This is a genomic window from Shewanella hanedai, assembly GCF_007197645.1.
GTDB lineage: Bacteria > Pseudomonadota > Gammaproteobacteria > Enterobacterales > Shewanellaceae > Shewanella > Shewanella hanedai.
The window spans coordinates 15,199-36,166 of record NZ_VKGK01000023.1; the positions used below are offsets into that span (position 1 = coordinate 15,199).

At 43.3% G+C, this 20,968-nt stretch carries 16 protein-coding genes; 6 read left to right on the forward strand and 10 right to left on the reverse strand.

Annotated elements, in window-relative coordinates; translation table 11 throughout:
• The first annotated feature begins 7 nt into the window (after positions 1 to 7).
• From FN961_RS17310 to FN961_RS17330, 4 genes are all read left to right on the forward strand, one after another.
• The gene (locus tag FN961_RS17310; protein WP_144041434.1) at positions 8 to 1,222 is read left to right on the forward strand and encodes an efflux RND transporter periplasmic adaptor subunit; all 1,215 of its coding nucleotides are present in this window, start codon (positions 8 to 10) and stop codon (positions 1,220 to 1,222) included.
• On the forward strand, positions 1,222 to 4,383 hold the full coding sequence (locus FN961_RS17315) for an efflux RND transporter permease subunit (protein ID WP_144041435.1): 3,162 nt from the start codon (positions 1,222 to 1,224) through the stop codon (positions 4,381 to 4,383). The genes FN961_RS17310 and FN961_RS17315 overlap by 1 nt, the downstream gene beginning before the upstream one ends.
• Before the next feature lie 116 nt (positions 4,384 to 4,499).
• Positions 4,500 to 5,102: a TatD family nuclease-associated radical SAM protein gene (locus FN961_RS17320; protein WP_144041436.1), complete on the forward strand. Its 603-nt coding sequence runs from the start codon at positions 4,500 to 4,502 to the stop codon at positions 5,100 to 5,102.
• Between the two features lie 428 nt (positions 5,103 to 5,530).
• Complete coding sequence (locus tag FN961_RS17330; protein ID WP_144041437.1) at positions 5,531 to 7,753, forward strand: PAS domain-containing protein; 2,223 nt, start codon at positions 5,531 to 5,533, stop codon at positions 7,751 to 7,753.
• A gap of 33 nt (positions 7,754 to 7,786) precedes the next feature.
• On the opposite strand, the gene FN961_RS17335 is transcribed toward FN961_RS17330, so the two are convergent.
• From FN961_RS17335 to FN961_RS17345, 3 genes are all read right to left on the reverse strand, one after another.
• Positions 7,787 to 9,172 carry a hypothetical protein gene (locus tag FN961_RS17335; RefSeq protein WP_144041438.1) on the reverse strand — a complete coding sequence of 462 codons (1,386 nt, stop codon included), beginning with the start codon at positions 9,170 to 9,172 and terminating at the stop codon, positions 7,787 to 7,789.
• A 74-nt stretch (positions 9,173 to 9,246) separates the two neighbouring features.
• Positions 9,247 to 9,768: a hypothetical protein gene (locus tag FN961_RS17340; protein WP_144041439.1), complete on the reverse strand. Its 522-nt coding sequence runs from the start codon at positions 9,766 to 9,768 to the stop codon at positions 9,247 to 9,249.
• A complete protein-coding gene (locus FN961_RS17345) occupies positions 9,761 to 10,501 on the reverse strand; it encodes a winged helix-turn-helix domain-containing protein (RefSeq protein WP_144041440.1) in 741 nt (246 codons plus the stop codon). The genes FN961_RS17340 and FN961_RS17345 overlap by 8 nt, the downstream gene beginning before the upstream one ends.
• A gap of 442 nt (positions 10,502 to 10,943) precedes the next feature.
• On the opposite strand from FN961_RS17345, the gene FN961_RS17350 reads away from it, so the two are divergent.
• Both FN961_RS17350 and FN961_RS17355 read left to right on the forward strand, forming a co-directional pair.
• On the forward strand, positions 10,944 to 11,765 hold the full coding sequence (locus FN961_RS17350) for a cytochrome c3 family protein (RefSeq protein ID WP_185972824.1): 822 nt from the start codon (positions 10,944 to 10,946) through the stop codon (positions 11,763 to 11,765).
• A gap of 11 nt (positions 11,766 to 11,776) precedes the next feature.
• Positions 11,777 to 12,295, forward strand: coding sequence for a hypothetical protein (locus FN961_RS17355; RefSeq protein ID WP_144041442.1), 519 nt, complete (start codon positions 11,777 to 11,779; stop codon positions 12,293 to 12,295).
• 85 nt (positions 12,296 to 12,380) lie between these two features.
• Here FN961_RS17355 and FN961_RS17360 read toward each other — a convergent pair whose 3' ends face one another.
• From FN961_RS17360 to tkt, 7 genes are all read right to left on the reverse strand, one after another.
• Complete coding sequence (locus tag FN961_RS17360) at positions 12,381 to 12,926, reverse strand: hypothetical protein (protein ID WP_144041443.1); 546 nt, start codon at positions 12,924 to 12,926, stop codon at positions 12,381 to 12,383.
• On the reverse strand, positions 12,919 to 13,656 hold the full coding sequence (locus tag FN961_RS17365) for a winged helix-turn-helix domain-containing protein (RefSeq protein ID WP_185972825.1): 738 nt from the start codon (positions 13,654 to 13,656) through the stop codon (positions 12,919 to 12,921). Before FN961_RS17365 ends, FN961_RS17360 begins: the two co-directional genes overlap by 8 nt.
• 247 nt (positions 13,657 to 13,903) lie before the next feature.
• Complete coding sequence (locus tag FN961_RS17370) at positions 13,904 to 14,644, reverse strand: DUF481 domain-containing protein (RefSeq protein WP_144041445.1); 741 nt, start codon at positions 14,642 to 14,644, stop codon at positions 13,904 to 13,906.
• 237 nt (positions 14,645 to 14,881) lie between these two features.
• Positions 14,882 to 15,946, reverse strand: coding sequence for a class II fructose-bisphosphate aldolase (gene fba, locus FN961_RS17375; RefSeq protein WP_144041446.1), 1,065 nt, complete (start codon positions 15,944 to 15,946; stop codon positions 14,882 to 14,884).
• A 456-nt stretch (positions 15,947 to 16,402) separates the two neighbouring features.
• Positions 16,403 to 17,578 carry a phosphoglycerate kinase gene (locus FN961_RS17385; protein ID WP_144041447.1) on the reverse strand — a complete coding sequence of 392 codons (1,176 nt, stop codon included), beginning with the start codon at positions 17,576 to 17,578 and terminating at the stop codon, positions 16,403 to 16,405.
• Between the two features lie 117 nt (positions 17,579 to 17,695).
• The gene (gene epd, locus FN961_RS17390; RefSeq protein WP_144041448.1) at positions 17,696 to 18,721 is read right to left on the reverse strand and encodes an erythrose-4-phosphate dehydrogenase; all 1,026 of its coding nucleotides are present in this window, start codon (positions 18,719 to 18,721) and stop codon (positions 17,696 to 17,698) included.
• A 217-nt stretch (positions 18,722 to 18,938) separates the two neighbouring features.
• A complete protein-coding gene (gene tkt, locus FN961_RS17395; protein ID WP_144041449.1) occupies positions 18,939 to 20,930 on the reverse strand; it encodes a transketolase in 1,992 nt (663 codons plus the stop codon).
• Positions 20,931 to 20,968 lie beyond the last annotated feature (38 nt).

The following is a 20,968-nucleotide window of genomic DNA, read 5'->3' on the forward strand; positions in this document are numbered from 1 at the left end:
GATAATAATGATAAAAACAATACTCCGGAGATTGACCCCCCTTTTTATTCTAATTTTTTTTAGTGTGGCAGCTTGGCTTCTCATTAACTCCAAAGAAGCCCCGGAGCAAAAAGAGGAAGAGAAAGCCGTTCCAATCATTGATGTGGTTAACGTCGAACAGAAAACCGTCTCCTTAAACCTGCCTTCATATGGTGTCGTTACCCCAAAGAATAAAACTCAATTAGTCACTGAAGTAAAAGGTCGCTTACTGACGATCTCTCCTAACTTTGTTGCTGGTGGAGTCGTCAAAAAAGGCGAACAGCTTGCAGTGATTGAACCCTCTGACTATGAAGCCGATCTGAGTCAAGCTCAGGCTAGCCTTGCTCAAGCACAAGCTGCTTTAGAGGAAGAGGTCGCTCGAGGTGAAGTGGCCAAAAACGATTGGAAAGGTTATGACGGTGGGCTACCACCAGAACTGGGATTACGTGTTCCTCAACTAAAAAAAGAGCAAGCTAATGTTAAATTTGCCCAAGCAGCCATGGCTCGCGCTCAACGTAACCTAGAAAGAACCATTATTCGTGCTCCTTTTGAGGGGATCATCAAAGTCAGAAATGTCGATTTGGGCCAGTACGTGACCTTGGGGACTAATTTAGGTGAACTTTATGACACCCGTATTGCAGAGGTGCGACTGCCACTTGCCAATAACGACCTTGCTTACCTTGAGTCAGTAGATAATCCTGATACACAAGTTACCCTTAGCGCATCACTTGCGGGTAGAGATGTCAATTGGACTGGTCATATTGTCCGTAGCGAAGGGGTGATTGATGCTGACAATCGCATGGTTTATCTGGTCGCTGAAGTGAAAGACCCCTACCTACGAGAATCTCATGAGGTGGGACTGCTACCTCTTAAATATGGCAGTTTTGTCACAGCAGTGATAAAAGGGCGTACTGTCGAAGGCATTGTTGAACTTCCTCGCCATTTTGTCCGCAATGGGCAAGTTGCCATCATATCTGCCGATAATATCGTCGAGGTTCGCGACGTCAATATCGTGCGAACCGATACTGACAGTGTGTATATCAAAGACAGCCTGAAAGATGGTGAACGTATCTCCATCACTAAGTTGGCCAGCATGCGTTCGGGTCAACAGGTCAAAATTTTAGGAGATAGCAGTAAGGACGCCACCAAGCTGCCCGAAACTGAGATAGCGAAAGAGCGCTTAGCTGCAGTAGGTGAACAATAATGGCGCCGCAAACAGGCATAATGGCTTGGTTTGCAAGAAATATCGTTGCCGCCAATTTGCTCATGGTTTTCCTTATACTTGGTGGGATATTCAGCAGCTTCTTTGTCATTAATAAAGAGATATTTCCCGCCTTCGAACTGAACTATCTGCAAATTACCGTTGCCTATCCAGGCGCTGCCCCCCAAGAGATTGAAGAGGGGATCAATATAAAAATTGAGGAAGCGATTCAGGATATCAATGGCATTAAAAAGGTAACTTCAGTCGCCAGTGAAGGCGTTGGCTCCGTCAACATCGAGGTACAAGATAGCTATGATCCTCAGGACGTTTTGGATGAAGCAAAAGTAAGACTCGATGCCATATCGACCTTCCCCGATAATATCGAAAAACCTAATATCTTCCGCATTAAGCCAGAAACCAGTGTTATCTGGGTATCTGTTTATGGCGATCTCGATCAACACGAAATGAAGGAACTCGCCAAAAATATTCGAGAAGATATCACCCTGCTACCTTCGGTCACTCGCGCAAAAGTAAACGGCGTTCGTGATTATGAGATAGGCATTGAAGTCTCAGAAAATAAGCTAAGAGAGTATGGACTTAGCTTCGCTCAAGTGGCGAAAGCAGTTCAAAGTTCTTCTATCGATCTTCCTGGTGGTTCTATTCGAGCAAAGGATGGCGACATCCTCTTGAGAACCAAAGGTCAGGCTTATACTGGCGAAGATTTTGCAAATATTCTGGTATCAACCCGAGCTGATGGTAGCCGAGTCATGCTGTCACAAGTCGCCACTATTAGGGATGACTTTGAAGAGCGACTCGCGTACACACGTTTTAACGGTAAACCTGCAGCCATTATTGAAGTGTCCAGTATCGATGATCAAAATGCACTGGAGATCTCAGCACAAGTAAAAGAGTATATAGCCGAACGCAGCAAAACACTGCCCGACTCGGTCAAACTCGATACTTGGGGGGATTTGACTCACTACCTTAAAGGTCGTTTGAACATGATGTTATCTAACATGTTCTACGGGGCCTTACTGGTGTTTCTCATTCTTGCCCTTTTCCTTGAAATCAAGCTCGCCTTCTGGGTCATGATGGGGCTACCAGTGTGTTTCTTAGGTGCCGCATTACTCATGCCCATCGAGCCCTTTTCTATGTCGATTAACTTATTAACCCTATTCGCCTTTATACTGGTGCTCGGCATCGTCGTCGATGATGCCATTGTCATAGGAGAGAGTGCCTACACCGAAACAGAGCTCCATGGACACTCGCTTGATAACGTCATTATAGGCGCCAAAAAAGTCGCGATGCCGGCAACTTTCGGTGTACTCACCACCATTGCCGCCTTCATCCCCATGTTGATGGTATCTGGGCCTCAAGGCATTATCTGGAAATCCATTGGCATGATTGTCATCCTCTGTTTAGCCTTCTCTTTAGTAGAGTCTAAACTGATTTTACCGGCTCACTTAGCTCAAATGAAGCCAAAAAAACCTAACCCAAATCCAAATGTATTTGTGCGCTTTAAAATCGCGCTTAATGACAAACTGCGATACTTTATTCACCATCAATACCGCTACTTTTTAGAAACCTGTATTAAGAAGAGATATACCGTTGTCGCCGTGTTTGTCGGTGTGCTTATTTTATCTGTTGCGTTAGTTGTTAGTGGGACAGTACGTTGGGTTTTCTTTCCCGATCTGCCTTCTGATTTTATTCAGGTTCAACTTGAGATGGAAGCTGGTAGCTCTGAAGAGAACACATTAGAGGTGCTGAAAGAGGTTGAAGACGCTCTTTATGCCATGAATCAGCAGATAGAAGATGAAGTAGGTTACCCTGTTGTTCAACACAGCTTTATTGACATGAGCTCACGTACCTCAGCCTTTATCTTTGCTGAGCTCACCAAAGGAGAAGATCGTGAAGTCGACGGGGATAGAATCGCTAATGTTTGGCGTGATAATTTACCTGAACTCATTGCAGTCAAAAAGCTGAACATCAATGCCAGCACCGGTGATTCAGGCGCAGCTATCTCGTTCAGGCTCACCTCCAGTAATTTAGAGCAACTCGCTGGAGCCTCAGCTGAACTGAAGGAGAAACTGAAAACCTATGAAGGCATCTATGACATTTCCGATAATAATTCATCAGGGAGTCATGAGATCCGTCTTAGTATTAAACCCGAAGCGGAGGCTCAAGGTTTAACCTTATCAGATCTTGCCAGTCAAGTTCGCTACGGTTTCTACGGTTTCGAAGCACAGAGAATATTACGAAATAAAGAAGAGGTGAAGGTGATGGTGCGCTATCCCCTTGATCAGCGCCGCTCTATTGGTCACCTTGAAAACATGATGATCCGTACCTCAAATGGCACCTCTGTCCCCTTCTCGACTGTGGCCGAAATTGAACTGGGCGACTCCTACTCATCCATCACTCGAGTCGATGGACGCCGCGCCATCTCCATTATCGCTAATGCTGATAAAGATAAAGTGGAGCCTTCGAAGGTCGTTGCAGAGATCCAAGAGGATTTCCTGCCCTATTTAGAGGCTAAATATCCGCAAATATCGACAACGTTAGATGGTGGTAGTGCTGACGAACAAAGCGCATTAATTAGTTTGGTACAGGGCTTCTTATTCGCCCTCTTTGCCATTTATGCCTTGATGGCAATACCATTGAAATCCTATACACAGCCACTTATCATTATGGCTGTGATCCCTTTTGGTATCATAGGAGCACTATTTGGTCACCTACTATTAGGCTTAACGCTCAATATTCTCAGTTTGTGTGGCATTGTGGCGCTCGCTGGCGTTGTCGTTAATGATTCACTGATTTTGGTCGACTTTGTCAACAAGGCGCGAGCAAAAGGGTTATCGATAACCGAAGCAGCCGTAGACTCAGGATGTTATCGTTTCCGCGCGATTATCTTAACCTCATTAACGACCTTTGTTGGACTTGTTCCCATTCTTCTGGAGACAAGTTTGCAAGCACTGATCGTTATCCCCATGGCCACCTCACTTGCTTTTGGTATCTTGTTCTCTACTGTGGTAACGCTAATTTTGATCCCTCTGCTTTATATCATTCTCGATGACATCAAACATCTCTTATCACGGCTTGGGAAAGTGTTGAGACGTTTCTATGTTTGGTGGTGGCAACCAAAGCCTAGCCAAGATGATATGGCTTAATAAACGATGAAATATAGGAAAAAGGGAAGCTAAGCTTCCCTTTTTCGATCTGAACAACATTTTCAACGCTCCATTTACGATAAGCTGCCTAGAGAAATCACTTTAAACCTTCTCTCATGAGCAACTCAACACTCGTTTACGATATTCGCAACAGCCGTTACCTAAACATTACAGGTCGCTGTACACTGCGCTGTCAATTTTGCCCTAAACATAACGGCAGTAAGCAAGTACATGAGTATCAACTGGACTTAAGTTGTCAGCCAAAAGCTGAAGTTATTATCGCCTTACTCGGTAATGTGGAGCAGTTTGATGAGTATGTTTTCTGCGGCTATGGAGAACCCACACTCAACTTGCCAACTTTACTTACTGTTGCACAAGTAATTAAACAAAAAGGTGGAAGGGTTAGAGTCAATACCGATGGTTTAGGCAACCTAGTCCATCGACGAAATATACTGCCTGAACTGGCTCAGTGGGTAGACAGCCTGTCAATCTCTCTCAATGCCGACACAGAGCAAGCCTATCAGCTCCATTGCCAACCAAAATTGAAGAACAGTTATCAAGCTGTGAGGACATTTATCACACTCGCTCCTCACTATATTGATTCAGTACAGGTCTCTGCCATTGATGGGCTCGAAGGAGTCGATATTGAAGCATGCCGACAGTTTGTAAACAGTTGTGGCGCCGAATTTAAACACAGAATGTTAGGTGTTGTGGGCTAATACCAATCAGTATAAAGATTTGATCGCTCAGCGAGAGTTTAACGGTCCTGAGGCAAGGTAATTAATTGCTCCTGCATTAATGACATTCACCACATCCATGTGGTTTGCAACGAGTGAAGAGCATAGTTATTCTACGGTTAAGCTCGTTAACACAGCATCAGAACCGCTAAAACTCGCCTGTAAGGAGTGTTTTTGGCTGCCTACTTCTGCGTCGAATGAACTCATAAGGGAACAACCATTATGTCATCCATTCGCCTTGAATTAGTTTGCCAAAAAACACTCTGAGTAGATCAACTTCTTATACTGATTGGTGTAATCCCCAGAATAATACCCACCATTATGGCATTAGAACAAGATAACTCCCGCTGTTTGGGCGAGGGATTTGTGTTAATATCTCTTTCCATAAAACAAACAACTAAAAAACATAAATGCTGACGCGAAATCAACCTCTTCTCATAGCTGCTCAAGGGATCCATTGGTCTCATCAACGCTTGCTGGCCATTGCAGCTCAGATCTGTTTATTAATTCTCAGCGTAACACTTCTCGGTAATGTCATCATCACCCTAGGTGAGCGTCGACTTCAAGAAGATTGGGCCATCCAGCGCTACAGTGAACTGCAAGCTGTCGGTACCGTTATCGCTGATAAGGTCGCATTCCAGCAGTTCCGCACCCAGATGTTTGCCAAGTCTGAATTGCTTAAACTCTACATCGATCTCCCCAGTAGTGAAAGAGAAGAAAAGTTAAAACAAAACTGGAATATTATCCGAGATAATATTCCAGAATTGCTAGATTTAGCACTATTTGATCCTCAAGGTAATTTCAAATTCGCCACCAGTGATGATTTTGGCAATGAACCTCTGCCCTCGGCACTACTCGGTGCTTCCCGTAATATGGGAGGCAGTGAAATCTACACTTCTCCGCTTGAGTTTAACCCGATCAATGGCAAGTTAGAGCCTTATATGTATCAACTTGCCTGGCTTGAAAATCCAGATCAGAGTATCCGAGGTTACCTCGTCACTTATACCTCAATGGCTCAAATACTAAAAAGCATCAAGCCTGCCTACTCAAGTAGTCAGTCACCTTTGCTTATGCTCGATACCCAAGGACTTCTCTATGCCGGAGTTGAAGCAGCCCCTTCTTTACAAAGGGTACCTGACACCATGGGTGGCAGCCTTAGACAGAGTTACCCGGCCCTGTGGCGTAAGATGGCAACCAGCAACTTTGGTCAATTTCACGGTGACAATGCAACCTTTGTCTATTTAAAGGTTGAATTAACCACTCAATATGAAACTCGCAGAGAATATTTCCTAGTATCGTACGTGCTTAATGACGATATTGCGGCTAAGTTCACTGAATGGCGTAGCTTGCTGATTATTGGTGCTTCGATACTAACTATTTTGGCATCTTTACTCATATTCCTCAGCCATCTTTACAGACTTGAGCAAGGATCACGCAGGTACTGCATCGAACTATCTAACCGATTATTCCACCGTGATTTTGGTTGTATTATCGTCAATGATAATAGCCGCGTTATTTCTGCAAACGAGCGAGCTGCAACACAATTAGGCCTCCCAAATGATGAGCTACTTGATCGCAGTTTGCAGAGGATTTTGCACCTTGAAGACCATGAATACACTAAAATAATGCTTCAAGTTCAACGCGGTGGAGAGTGGATTGGTGAATTTGACTCTGGGGTTGAGAGTCAGTCACAGCTTGTCGCTCATATCAAAACCCAGCAAGAGTCGATAAAAAGCAAGCAGTATTTATTGATCACTTTTGAAGATGTGAGTGAACTCAATAACACCAAAAACGATGCTTATATTAGTCAGATGCTTAACGATAGCGCGGTACCAGCAGCCCTTATTCAGGCTGATGGAAACTTAGTGCGCACCAATCAAGCCTTTGATGAACAGCTGCAAATCCAACAGAACCCAACAGATAATCTCACCGAACTGTTAAACCGTGATTTGGGCAATAAATGGTCTCAAATTTTGCAACAGATAACCCTTCAAGGAAGCTGGAAAGGTCAGGTTATTTGCTCACAAAATCATATTGTAAATGACTGCCTTCAAGCGACCCTAAAAGGACACTTAGACTCCTCCGGTGAGCTTGAGTATATTGTCTGTACCTTTGAGCAGGCAGTTAAAAAACAGTCACTTGTAGAGCGTGGCGAGTTGGTACCTCACCGCACCACTGTGCTGGTCAATATCAGGGATTTAGAAAGCTACTTTACCTCACTCGACTCTCACAGTAGGGAAACCTCAAGCTTAATACTTATCGATATCACAGCAGAAAGTATGTTGAGCCATATGAGTGATATTGGTCAACTGGAAAATAGACAGAAAGAGGTCGAGCTAAAAATCCTGCGAGATCTCCCCACTGGTTATCAGATGTCCCATTGGCAGTTAGGTAAACTCATCATCATATTGCCAACCACAGATGCCGATGAAGCACACCATTTTGCGATAAAATCCATGAGTAACTTAAGTGATATTGGCCTAAGTGAAGGGATCTGTATGGGCATTGCGACCTATCAAACAGGATTAACATTAGAGCAGTATTTAAGTCACGCCGAGGTTGCCCTTAAGCGTGCAAAGCAAACCGGTGAACAGATGATCTGTCAGGCGTTTACGCGACAAAACATAGGGTAATTAAGTCCGCTCGACACGCAAAGTTTATTGGTATTAATCCATCACAGGGACACCATCAGGCAGGTCGCTTTGACTCACATCAACAATCGTTGAACGATTCATTGTGACCTTGTATCTGGCGTATTTGGTTTCCTCTTTGCCATTTTTGATAGCGAGGATCATATTGATCTGATAACGACGCTCAACTGAGTCATTGCTTATCTTGCCATCTTGCTCTTTATAAATCTTCGCTTTACCTCGCTCTAAATAACGAGCAAACGGTGCCAAGCTGATGTTAACTTGCTCCTGAATTGTGCTATATCCAGTTAAAAACTCTTTCTGAGTTACCCGAGTATGGATCCCATAATGAAGCACTTCAGCATCGATCTTATTCTGACTATGGCGTCGCTTTAAAATATTAGACACGGTATCGGGTAGTTCAGTCGTCTTCATAAAATCAAGCCACACTAACTGCTTAGCGATGGCAGTTTGACTCGTGGTGTCCCTTAATATCCGACTCCACTTAGGGCGCCCTTTCTGGATAAAACGCCATAATGCATTGCGAATATCCTCTTTAAATATCTCACGAAACCCATAGATAACGGCTAATGTCAGCACTAAGGCGATGGTTAAGCCACTAAACACGCCTTGCGCCTTTATAATCAAAGCTGAGACAACTAGCATCACCACCGCAGTTGCCACACCTGTGGTCATCTTTTTAAGACCAGTGCCTAAGGTTTTAAGCTCATCTTTTAATACAACACCTTGTTGAATTAACCGCCTTAACAGCAACATTTTATTCGAGATACGGTTAGGATCATCTTGAGTCTGCTGTGAGTTGTAACGCCGTTTATCACGATGTTGTCGCTCACCACGGCAAAGCTCAACAACCCCTTCTACCGTTTCATTGTAACTGCTGCTTCTGGGTGCACGTGATAGTAGCTTGAGCAACTGCTGCTCACAGAACCAAGAGAGATAGTTATCGGCATTTTCGAAATATGACTTCCATTTCGGATCACTCGGCTCATTACGACGAAACTTTTTCAACAGTTGCGTCACTAATTCGCTTAAATCCTTGAGGTCTGCATAGAAAACCGCAGGATCTTCAATCTGCGCTAACTCCTTAACATCCGTTTCGATAGCCACTGCAAACTGATAAGCAAACAGGTTTTGATAGAGCCTAAACTCCTCCACTGTTCGCTTTTTTTGACTGATGAAACGACTTTGCACTAAAGGCAGATGCAAGCCAGTCGAGTAATAGGAGCGTCGTCCTGTGATAGATGAGTGGTAATACTCTTCCTCATCAAGGCTGTGAGGACCAATACCCATCTCTTTGGGCAGGAAAAAATACAGATCTAGGCGACGGTTATCGCCCACCTTCATCTGATGGATAAACTTTATTGAAAGTGTTTCTTCCTGCTTAACGCGAATTATAGACACTGAGCCCCTGAATATTTGCGAAATAAAATCAAATACTTATTTTATGTTTAGATTAATTGTAGTTCAAAAGTCACCTATTGAACCAAACGGCAGCCACATACGGTATTACTCGGTTGAAAAATCACCACCGCATAATCATGCAGCTCATTGAAATCGAGCATCTCAACACTCAAATTATGCATCCCTTTGTTGTCCAAGTTAAAGGAGCTGACATAGGAGAGGTAACGCATATGTTCTGGTGATTTAACCTCGCTATCAAGACCCGATTCCTCCTTGGTCTTGACTGAAAATGAATACTTGTGTGGATCGGCATTCACACCCGATACATTTCCTTTCATCATGATATTACCAGCAGAACTGCCATCATGGTTAAAATATCGATAATTTAACTGTGCTAACTTTCCTTTAGCAAATACATCAACTAAAAGATAATGGCGGCTGATACTCCCTCCCAGCTCGTTACGATCGAACAGCTCTGAACTGCAACTCATCATTAATGCTTGTGAGGGATTAAGGTGACGATAGCTGATTGTCACGCTGACGATTAATATAATCAAGACGAATGTGTTGATCCCCCAGAGTAATTTTCTATTCACAAATGTCGACCTCATCTAACCAAGCTTGCGAGATGAATTGTTTTTGCTGACGATAATCGGTTAACTTCAAATTTCTGATTTTTGACTGGCCTAACTTTTCCCCCTTCATGGTGATATTAAACACTTGCTTGTCATGGGATAAAGATAGATACACCTGCTGCCAAGGTGTCGAATGACATTGCTTAAAACCCGCTTTAAGTTGTTCAACTAAAACTAACAAGGGCTCATTATTAGTCTTAGATTTACTGAAACTCATCAGATTCAATGTTTGCCCTGAAGAGAGCTGTAAGCTGACACTGTTTAACGCTTCTGTACTCTCATCTGCACCTTTATATTGGTCCAGAGACACCATCATAATCAGCACAGTAAAACCTAGCATTAAAACGGCCAGTACAGCCTTGAGCTTAGGCATGACAAGCCACTTTGGTTTGAATGTTTTAGTATCTTCCCGTAACCGATAACCTCGTCCTTTGACCGTCTCAATAAGATGCTCATGTTCAGTCCCGAGGAATGAACGCAACATAAATACAGCACGTGTGACCGATGAATCACTTAGTAATGGATGCTCTTCGTCAGCCGCCCCTAACTTATGCTTTGCAACCACGCATCCTCGATGCGCTAGCAGGAGTTTTAGCACTTGCAACTCAGCTCTTGGCAGCTGCCATTGCTCTCCACTTGCAAGATTCTTTAGTTGAGCTCGATGAGCATCAAACTGACAAACACCTAAGATCATAATATGCCCCATCACCATTTTCACTGGAATAATAGGTAAGTTAACCCCCTATTTCTGTGATCACGGCTACCTCCTCTAAAAACCTACGCCAAAAGATAGAGTTAAAAGTCAGTAACTTATTAGTTTGCGAACAGGATCACATCAGTAAATATGTAAATCTATCGGCAATTTGAGATTCAAAGTCGATAAATTTACATGAAGATTACAAATAAGCGGTTATCCATCACTTCTCAGCCTGATATTCAGGTTGATATTCGAGTAATTCATCGGGAAAAAGCATTAGAATTATTCATTTTCATTTAACGCTAAAACAAATTTCAGCCTCAATATTCATCCGCCTCAGCTCACACTATTTATCGCCTTCACCATAGACACTAGTTCCAAATCTCAGGTCAGAAAATCCTGACTACTGAATCAGCCATATAAAAAATAAGGGAACATGATGACGATTAACAGACGCCAGGCACTAACAAAAATCATAGGCATCAGCACCGCAGCAGCCGGAATGACCTTAGTTGGCACCTCAGCCTTCGCCGGAACAGATGAACAAGGGAATTTCCACCTTGAGCTAGGTGATAAACTAAAATATGTACCCCTTGATCCTATGGCCACGGCAAAGCTTGCTTATGAAACAGGCGGGGGGTGTATGCATCAGGTGTTTCACTCACTTGTCACCATGCTAGCGAACTCATCCAGTCAAGATGCAGCAAAATTTAAAACCATCCCCACAGCACTTGCCGGCTACGGGTTTGCAGGTGTTGTTGGACAGGGGACGATTTGCGGCAATTTGAACGCGGCTGGAATGCTGATCAATATTCTGGACGACATTAACAAGCAAAACTCTGCGGTTATCGGTGCCGCATTCCGTTACTACGAAAATACCGAGCTACCATTTTCATCAGCAGAATTTGTGTCAGGTATCGGTTCTACCGATGAGAAAACAGCACTTGTAGGCAGTTCATCAACCGCGAACAGTATTCTATGTCACTCCTCAATCAGTAACTGGTCTAAAGCATCCGGCAAGACATTCAGCCAAAAAGGTGAGCGTTGCTACCGACTATCAGCCTCTATCGCCTTCCATTTAGTCGAGCTACTAAATCGTGCCTATCACGGTGAAGATATTGGTGCTTTACCTGAGTCTAAACCATCAAGCGATGCACAGAGTTGTCAGAGCTGTCACGGCGTCAGCGATACTATGGGCACAGCTGCTAGCGTAAAGACAGACATGGAATGCACAACGTGTCATACCGGCCACTTTAATTAAAGGATCGCGCAATGAATTACACACGACTCAGCTCGTTCATAGCTTGTGCGCTTTTCGTCTCGGCATGCGGCAGTGATAGTCATGACGGTGGAGGCGAAGTCACGCCACCTCCTGTCGTCCCCACCATACATATCGACAAAGCCGCCAACATTGAACTTGAGTTAACAAGTTTCGACGGTGTGTCTGGTGCATTGAGTTTTATGCTCAGCGATAACGCGCAGCAAGCGATCACCCAAGCCAAAGATTACAACATCATCTACTTTGGGTTCCCTGAAGAGAGCAGCGGTATTAACAACCCAAAATCATGGCAACGCTGGCATCTAACCAACAGCTACAGCTGTAATACTCAGGAAAATGAATGCGAGGGTTTACTGTCTGAATCTGACATAAAGGGGAGTTACACGTTTGAAGCACCAGACTTAGACTGGAGTCAGGGAGATTCGGCAAAGTTAGTCCAAAAATACAAGGTCGCAATCGAGATCAAAGGGGCGTTAAGCTCAAATGAAATCGATCTCCTCCCACCGCTTTAACCATCTTGGAGAGGTTTACTTACCTCTCCATTTTTACCTCAATAACATCAGCTCAAATGACAATAACCTTATAGGAAGTAAACTCCTAGAAAGTGAGTTTATTATCCTTTATATCGCATCCCCACAGTCCATCGTCAGGAGAGAATTGCACAATGGCATAGTGCTGTTTTTCATCAATTTCGAGCAGATGAATATCGAGCGACAAAGGACCACGGTTAGCCATCGCTAGCCGACTTGAATCGATAACCGATTTCATATGATTTGAAAAGCTGTGTTGTAATAAATTAGAAACTACTTGGCCTTTCTCCAACTTCAATTTAAACGTCATCGAGGTCAAATCAAGTTTTTCAAGCTTGCCTTTCATAATCATAGAGTGATTATCTGTCCCTGACTCGAAAGAGCGATATTTGAGTGTCACCTCTTCCCCCACAATTTTAATATCAATGGCCACTTTCACATCGCGTTTGACACCTTTACCGTGGAGATCTGCCCGGCATGATAAGCTCATATTATCTTCAGGACCGAAAAAGAAGTGTAACCCAATACAGATGCCTATGATGACGAATAAACTGCAGACCAATAACCACACTTTCTTGGCATAGTTCATGGATTTCAAATGTTGATTAACCACAAATACCTACCTTAGTTAACCAAGACTTATCGATAAAATGCCAATCATCATCTAAAGGAACCTGTTTTAGGTTTCTAATCTCGATACGGCCTAATCTTTCTCGTTTAAGTACAAAACTGATGAGATCATCTTCTGTAGAAAAAGAGAGGTATATATTCTGCCAAGGCACCTTGGAACATGTCTCTATACTTTTGATGAATGATTGAATCTGAGGTTGATATTTTTCCTTTAATTTCATAGAGGTAAATATCGGATAAAAAGAGATATTGGACGATTGACTAGTGATCACCTGCTTTTTCATTGGATTGATTTCCATTGCAGGAACAAAAACTAAATTGATCATCCACAGCAACCCTAATAGCAGCCCAATTAAGATGAAGTAATGCTTAGCTGAAATACTGCCAAAGGGAATTGAAGAGATATTGTTTGTCTTTGATTTAGGGGCACTGTGCAATACATAACCTTGATTATCCACAGTCTCGATTAATCCGGCATAATCAAGTCCAAGATAAAAACGAATGCGCTCAATAGCCTCAGTTAATAAAGAGAGAGCTCGAAGTTCTGCTGGTATAGCAACTAACAGCTCCTCTCTCGATAACACCTGACCACGGTGCTGTACTAAGATTTCTATAACAGAAAACTCTGCAGCCGGCATTTTCCAACTCGTTTCATTAGCGAGATTGGATAATGTTTTATTCTCTATATCGAACCAGCATGAGCCAATTTGCATATCAATCTCAACTCGACCTAAGGGCAAACGATTGTAGCCACTCCTAGCATGCTGTTCTGTGATCACAAGTCATTATTCGAACCCAATAATTAAAATCGTGACTGAGGGCTCATTATTATTACAAACCAATAAGATGCAATAAAAGTGATTGTTTAAAATTTGTATTTATAGACGGTGTTATACGTATAAAAAATGAAAGCACCAAAAAGGTGCTTTCATCTAATTGAAGTCTTTAGCCGAATAGACGTTAGAATGCGTACAACAAGGTCATATTCGTTTCTGTATCTGTGCTTTTCTTATCGTCTAATGGCTTATCATTATAACGAATGATCACAGCAAATTTCATCGCAAGAGCACCGATAATGTTTGCAGTAATAGAGGTCTCTGAACGACCTTCTAAGCTCTCACCAAAATCGGCAACAAACATCTGCTTAAACTTAGAGCTGTCAGTGATTTCAGTTTCAAAATTTGCAACACCGTGAGCAACCCAGCTATCTTCAGTATCATAACCTGCCGCAAGTGCACTCTCATCATCAAGTCGTTTATATTGGTAACCAGGACCGACTTCCACACTGAACAATGTCTTTCCGGTGTCAACAAACTTGTGGCCATAACCTGAAGAGATCGTTGATTTTGAATCGAAACCAGTAAAAGGATCAACTTCATGGTTCGCATTAATGAACAGATAACTGATCTCGTCTAATTTATAATCAGCCTGCACTAAACCTAAATATCGTTTACCAGTCACTTCACCGGTGTCTTCAGTATATAAAGCTTCCAATAGGTACTGGTTTTCCCAATTTCCTAATTCTTGCTTCATATCAAGACGCGCTTTAACTGAGGTAGTGTCAGTATTACCCGTTGTTATTGTAGCACCCAATTCTGCATCACCGCCAAAGGTCTTATCGCCTTCAACAAAGTCGGCACCGGCTTGAGCAGCAAAAGGTGCCGCCATTAGAATAGCTGATGCAATAAGCATTGTTTTCATTTTTATAACACTCCGAAAGATCATTTCTCTTAAAATTACTGCAATTTTAACACTCAAAAAACATAATTGAAAATAGTGATGCAGATTAATATATTCTGATAAAGACTCAATAAAATGATAAAGACACTAAGTTCTAGCTCTTTGGGCACAGAAAGTAACAAATAAAGAGATAAATACAAAAATGCCCGCAAAAGCGGGCATCTAATAAAAAAGCGTAACCATATCTATTTAAAAGCTTTATCTCACTTCAGGATCTAGCTCACCTGATTGGTATGCCTTGTACATAGCTTGTAGTGATTTAGGCTTAATTTTAGAGCCCATTCCAGCACAACCAAACGCTTCATAGCGCGTAGTACAGATGTCTGCCATCGCTTCCATTGACGCTTTAAGGAATTTACGTGGATCAAACTCAGTTGGGTTTTCAGCTAAGAATTTACGTACTGCACCAGTAGAAGCCAAACGAAGATCGGTATCGATGTTCACTTTGCGGACGCCATGCTTAATACCTTCAACAATCTCCTCTAAAGGAACACCGTATGTTTCAGGAATCGCACCGCCGTACTTATTGATAATCTCTAACCACTCTTGTGGCACTGAAGAGGAGCCGTGCATCACTAAGTGAGTGTTAGGAATACGTGCGTGGATCTCTTTGATACGATCGATACGCAGTACATCACCGGTAGGTTTACGGCTAAACTTATAAGCACCGTGGCTAGTACCAATTGCGATAGCAAGAGCATCGACGTGGGTATCAGCAACAAAACGCGCCGCTTCTTCAGGCGTCGTTAGCATTTGATCCATAGTAAGGATACCAGCAGCACCGATACCATCTTCTTCACCCGCTTCACCGGTTTCTAGACTGCCTAAGCAACCAATTTCGCCTTCAACAGACACACCACAAGCGTGAGCAAATGCCACTGTCTTTCGCGTAACATCAACGTTGTAATCATAAGATGCTGGCGTTTTACCATCAGCCATCAAAGAGCCATCCATCATCACTGATGACATGCCAAGCTGAATAGAACGCTGACAGATATCAGGATCTGTGCCGTGATCTTGGTGGATACATACTGGAATATCTGGATATTGCTCGAGCGCCGCAGCCATCAGGTATTTCAGAAACTGAGGACGTGCATATTTACGAGCACCCGCAGATGCCTGAACAATCACAGGGCTATCAGTCGCTTCAGCAGCTTGCATAATTGCGCGCATCTGCTCAAGGTTGTTAACGTTAAAAGCTGGAACACCATAATTATGTTCTGCAGCATGATCAAGCATTTGACGTAGGGAAATTAAAGCCATTTTTTACTCCAATAATAGGGTATTGATACCAATCAATATAAGAAGTTGATCTACTCAGAGTATTTTTTGGCAAACTAATTCAAGGCGAATGGATGACATAATGGTTGTTCCCTTATGAGTTCATTCAACGCAGAAGTAGGCAGCCCAAAATACTCCTTACAGACGAGTTTTAGCGGTTCTGATGCTGTGTTAACGAGCTTAACCGTAGAATAACTATGATCTTCACTCGTTGCCTTGCCTCAGGACCGCTATACCCTCGCTGAGCGATCAAATCTTTATACTGATTAGTATTACACCACCGAGGTCGCTATCGTTTGGATTGAATTTTATGTTTTGACTCCGCTTACCTTAGTAGCAGTAAATCAGAGCCAAAACACGGTTTCTTTTTATATGTCGATTTAACATCTATTTATCATTATTTTTGCTATTTTTTGATGATAAATCGACTGATGTTCACTATTTTCCGCGAGATTCTAACATAGCTACCGCAGGAAGTTCCTTACCTTCTAAAAATTCAAGGAAAGCGCCACCACCAGTAGAGATATATGAAATTTTATCTGCAATACCATATTTGTCTACTGCAGCTAGCGTATCGCCACCACCGGCAATAGAAAATGCATTTGAATCGGCAATCGCTTGTGCGATACGCTTGGTACCTTCACCAAACTGATCAAATTCAAATACACCCACTGGGCCATTCCATACAATCGTGCCAGCATTCTTTAAGATTTCAGCTAAAGCTTGCGAGCTATCAGGTCCGATATCAAAGATCATCTCATCAGCAGAAACCTCACTAACACCTTTTAGCGTAGCACTTGCTGTAGGACTAAACTCACCAGCAACCACGACATCAGTCGGTACCGGAATATCAGCACCACGGCTCTTAGCATTGGCAACCAAACGCTTAGCTTCTTCGATAAGGTCTGCTTCATAAAGTGACTTACCGACTTCATGACCCGCTGCTGCAATAAAGGTGTTAGCGATGCCACCACCCACAACAAGCTGATCAACAATCGTCGATAGACTCTCTAGTACCGTCAGTTTAGTCGATACTTTAGAGCCACCCACTATCGCTACAAGCGGACGAGCTGGATTGTCCATCGCCTTACCTAAAGCTTCAAGCTCACCTGCAAGCAAAGGACCCGCACACGCGATTGGTGCATGAAGACCTACGCCATGAGTCGATGCTTGTGCACGGTGTGCGGTGCCAAAAGCATCCATCACATACACATCACACAGTGCAGCTAGCTTTTTAGCGAGAGCTTCATCGTTTTTCTTTTCGCCAACATTAAAACGTACGTTTTCGAACACCACGACTTCACCGACATTAGCCTCAACACCGTCAAGGTAATCTCCTGCTAAACGCACAGGGCAAGAGAGGGCTTTAGTCAGGTAATCGACAACTGGCTGAAGAGAAAACTCTGAATTAAACTCACCTTCAGTTGGACGTCCAAGGTGCGACATAACCATCACAGCCGCCCCTTTCTCTAGCGCCAATTTAATGGTTGGCAGTGCAGCACGTAGACGTGCATCACTGGTCACAACACCGTCGCTGACTGGCACGTTTAGATCTTCACGAATAAGCACACGCTTACCTTGTAGATCTAATTCTGACATATTGATAATAGCCATTGTATGTTTCCTTAAATGCTTAAAAGTTAAAGTTAAAGTTAAAGTTAAAAATTAAACGGGTTATCTGACCGCCGGGACACTACACCAAGCCATCAGATTAAAAATTGAGTTCAAAGCTTATGAAGCTCTTTTTGCCTTTATCATCTCTAAACTGGTGTCCAGCATACGATTGGCAAAACCCCACTCGTTATCACACCATAAAAGTAGCTTCACGAGATGACCGTCACTGACTCGTGTTTGAGTTCCGTCGACGATACTGGATCTGGGATCATGGTTAAAATCACAAGATACAAGCGGCTCGTTAGTATACCCTAAAACACCTTTATATAGGCCCTTAGAAGCATCACAAAGCACTTGATTTACCAGCGCTATATCTACTTTTGAATCAATAGTAACCGAGACATCGATAGCCGTTACATTAATGGTTGGCACGCGCACTGAGATAGCTTCAAACTTATCTTTCATGTGCGGGAGTATGCGCTCGATTCCCCGCGCCAATTTAGTATCCACCGGAATAATAGACTGACCCGCCGCACGCGTTCGGCGCAGATCGTCATGGTAAGCATCGATGACTTGCTGATCATTCATCGCAGAGTGAATGGTGGTGATAGCGCCACTTTTGACCGTAAAGTGTTTATCCAAGACTTCGATAACAGGCACAATACAGTTAGTGGTACATGAAGCATTTGATACTACAGTATGCTCAGGCCTAAGAAGGTGGTGATTCACACCGTAAACAATGGTGGCGTCGACATCACTCGATGATGGGTGACTAATAAGCACTTGCTTTGCGCCAGCATGAATATGGGCCTCACAGCTTTCTCTATCAGACAACACACCTGTCGCTTCATAAACAATATCGATATCCATCTCAGCCCATGGCAGCTTGTTAGGATCACTTTCATGTAAAAGTGTAATGGCGTCATCACCGATCAACATTTTTTTCCCATCAGCATCTAACTGCACCTGAGATTGAAAACGACCATGAGTGGTATCGTATTGGGTGAGATGAAGCATAGCTTCGGGTTTAGCGAGTTCGTTGATAGCAACGATTTGAATTTGAGCACGTTTACCAGTTTCGTAAACAGCACGAAGAATTGAGCGACCGATACGGCCATATCCATTGATTGCGACTCTAATCATAGACCTATCTCTATCCCTATTAAGCTCAATTTTTAATACAATAACGGCCTACCATCATAGGTAAGCCGTTGTATCATAGATAAGCCGTTGTACCATAAATACGTAAAGTAAAACCTTAGTATTTATTTCACATCATAAAAAATCAATCGATGTGATAACGAAGTTGATCCATTAATTGAATAACCAATGGATCATCTGCAGCTTTAGTACAAAGTGCTTATAGACCGTTAACTGTTGCAACAACGTTTTCAACGGTAAAGCCAAAGTACTTCAACAAGTCGCCACCTGGTGCTGACTCACCAAACGTTGACATACCAACAACAGCACCGTCAAAACCAACATACTTATGCCAGAAATCAACGTGAGCCGCTTCGATAGCAACACGCTTAGTCACTGCACGTGGAAGTACAGATTCTTTATACGCAGCATCTTGCTTATCGAATTCGTTAGTTGAAGGCATAGAAACCACACGAACCTTCTGACCTTGCTCTGTCAATGCAGCAGCAGAATCAATCGCAAGTTGAACTTCTGAGCCCGTTGCAATAAGGATTAGATCTGGAGTACCAGCGCAATCACTCAGTACATAACCACCTTTTGCTACGTTTGCTAACTGCTCAGCTGTACGTGCTTGAGCCTTAAGACCCTGACGACTGAAGATCAATGATGTTGGTGCATCACGACGCTCAATAGCAGACTTCCAAGACACAGCAGTTTCAGCCGCATCACATGGACGCCAAACAGTCATGTTTGGTGTCATACGTAGGTTAGCAAGTTGCTCTACTGGCTGGTGAGTTGGACCATCTTCACCTTGACCAATTGAGTCATGGGTATAAACGAAAACGTTTTGAATTCCCATCAATGCTGACATACGTACCGCATTACGAGCATACTCCATAAACATCATGAAGGTCGCGCCGTAGTTGATGAAACCACCGTGAAGTGATGCACCATTCATGATACCGCTCATACCAAATTCACGTACACCGTAGTAGATATAGTTACCAGCTGGATCCTCTTGAATACCTTTAGAACCAGACCAAAGTGTCAGGTTAGAACCTGCAAGGTCAGCAGAGCCGCCAAGTAGTTCAGGTAACATGTTACCAAAGAAACCAATGGCATTTTGTGATGCTTTACGGCTTGCGATCCCTTCAGCTTTATCCTGACATTCTTGAACGAAAGCTTGTGCCTTCTCTTCAAAATCAGCAGGTAAGTCACCAGTGATCACACGACGTTTGTATTCTGCAGCAAGCTCAGGGAAAGCAGCTTCATAGGCAGCAAACTTGTCGTTCCAGTTAGCTTCGTTAGTTTGACCAACTTCTTTGGCATCCCAACCTGCGTAAACATTTTCTGGAATTTCAAAAGCAGCGTGATCCCAACCAAGGAACTCACGAGCAGCAGCGATTTCAGCATCACCCAGTGGTGCACCGTGGCAATCGTGGCTACCAGATTTGTTTGGCGAACCAAAACCAATCGTGGTTTTACAACAGATCATTGTTGGTTTATCAGTCACTGATTTAGCTGCTTCGATTGCCGCACGAATCGCATCGCTATCGTGGCCATCGACGTTAGCAATCACATGCCAGCCGTATGATTCGAAACGCTTAGGCGTATCGTCAGTGAACCAACCTTCAACATGACCATCGATAGAGATACCGTTGTCATCCCAAAATGCCACTAACTTACCTAGGCCTAACGTACCAGCAAGTGAACACGCTTCGTGTGAGATACCTTCCATTAGACAGCCATCGCCTAAGAAACAGTATGTGAAGTGATCAACAATGTCGTGACCTGGTTGGTTGAATTGAGCAGCCAACGTCTTTTCAGCAATCGCCATACCGACAGCGTTACTGATACCAGCACCTAGCGGACCGGTAGTCGTTTCAACACCTGGAGTGTAACCGTATTCAGGATGACCAGGCGTCTTTGAATGTAACTGGCGGAAATTCTTAATCTCTTCGATAGGCAGTGCATAGCCTGTCAGATGAAGCAAAGAGTATATAAGCATAGAGCCATGACCGTTTGACAAAACAAAACGATCACGATCAACCCACTCAGGGTTATTTGGGTTGTGCTTAAGGAAATCGTTCCAAAGCACTTCAGCGATGTCAGCCATCCCCATTGGTGCACCTGGGTGACCTGAATTGGCTTTTTGAACGGCATCCATGGTTAATGCGCGGATAGCGTTTGCGAGTTCTTTACGAGATGACATGCTCTCTCCTGCTTGTTTTTTTGAGGTCTAGAGCAACG

Coding starts and splice junctions, on each gene's coding strand:
- FN961_RS17310 (WP_144041434.1), top strand. CDS start 8: ATGATAAAAACAATACTCCGGAGATTGACCCCCCTTTTTATTCTAATT.
- FN961_RS17315 (WP_144041435.1), top strand. CDS start 1,222: ATGGCGCCGCAAACAGGCATAATGGCTTGGTTTGCAAGAAATATCGTT.
- FN961_RS17320 (WP_144041436.1), top strand. CDS start 4,500: ATGAGCAACTCAACACTCGTTTACGATATTCGCAACAGCCGTTACCTA.
- FN961_RS17330 (WP_144041437.1), top strand. CDS start 5,531: ATGCTGACGCGAAATCAACCTCTTCTCATAGCTGCTCAAGGGATCCAT.
- FN961_RS17345 (WP_144041440.1), bottom strand. CDS start 10,501: ATGATCTTAGGTGTTTGTCAGTTTGATGCTCATCGAGCTCAACTAAAG.
- FN961_RS17350 (WP_185972824.1), top strand. CDS start 10,944: ATGACGATTAACAGACGCCAGGCACTAACAAAAATCATAGGCATCAGC.
- FN961_RS17355 (WP_144041442.1), top strand. CDS start 11,777: ATGAATTACACACGACTCAGCTCGTTCATAGCTTGTGCGCTTTTCGTC.
- FN961_RS17365 (WP_185972825.1), bottom strand. CDS start 13,656: ATGCAAATTGGCTCATGCTGGTTCGATATAGAGAATAAAACATTATCC.
- FN961_RS17370 (WP_144041445.1), bottom strand. CDS start 14,644: ATGAAAACAATGCTTATTGCATCAGCTATTCTAATGGCGGCACCTTTT.
- fba (WP_144041446.1), bottom strand. CDS start 15,946: ATGGCTTTAATTTCCCTACGTCAAATGCTTGATCATGCTGCAGAACAT.
- FN961_RS17385 (WP_144041447.1), bottom strand. CDS start 17,578: ATGGCTATTATCAATATGTCAGAATTAGATCTACAAGGTAAGCGTGTG.
- epd (WP_144041448.1), bottom strand. CDS start 18,721: ATGATTAGAGTCGCAATCAATGGATATGGCCGTATCGGTCGCTCAATT.
- tkt (WP_144041449.1), bottom strand. CDS start 20,930: ATGTCATCTCGTAAAGAACTCGCAAACGCTATCCGCGCATTAACCATG.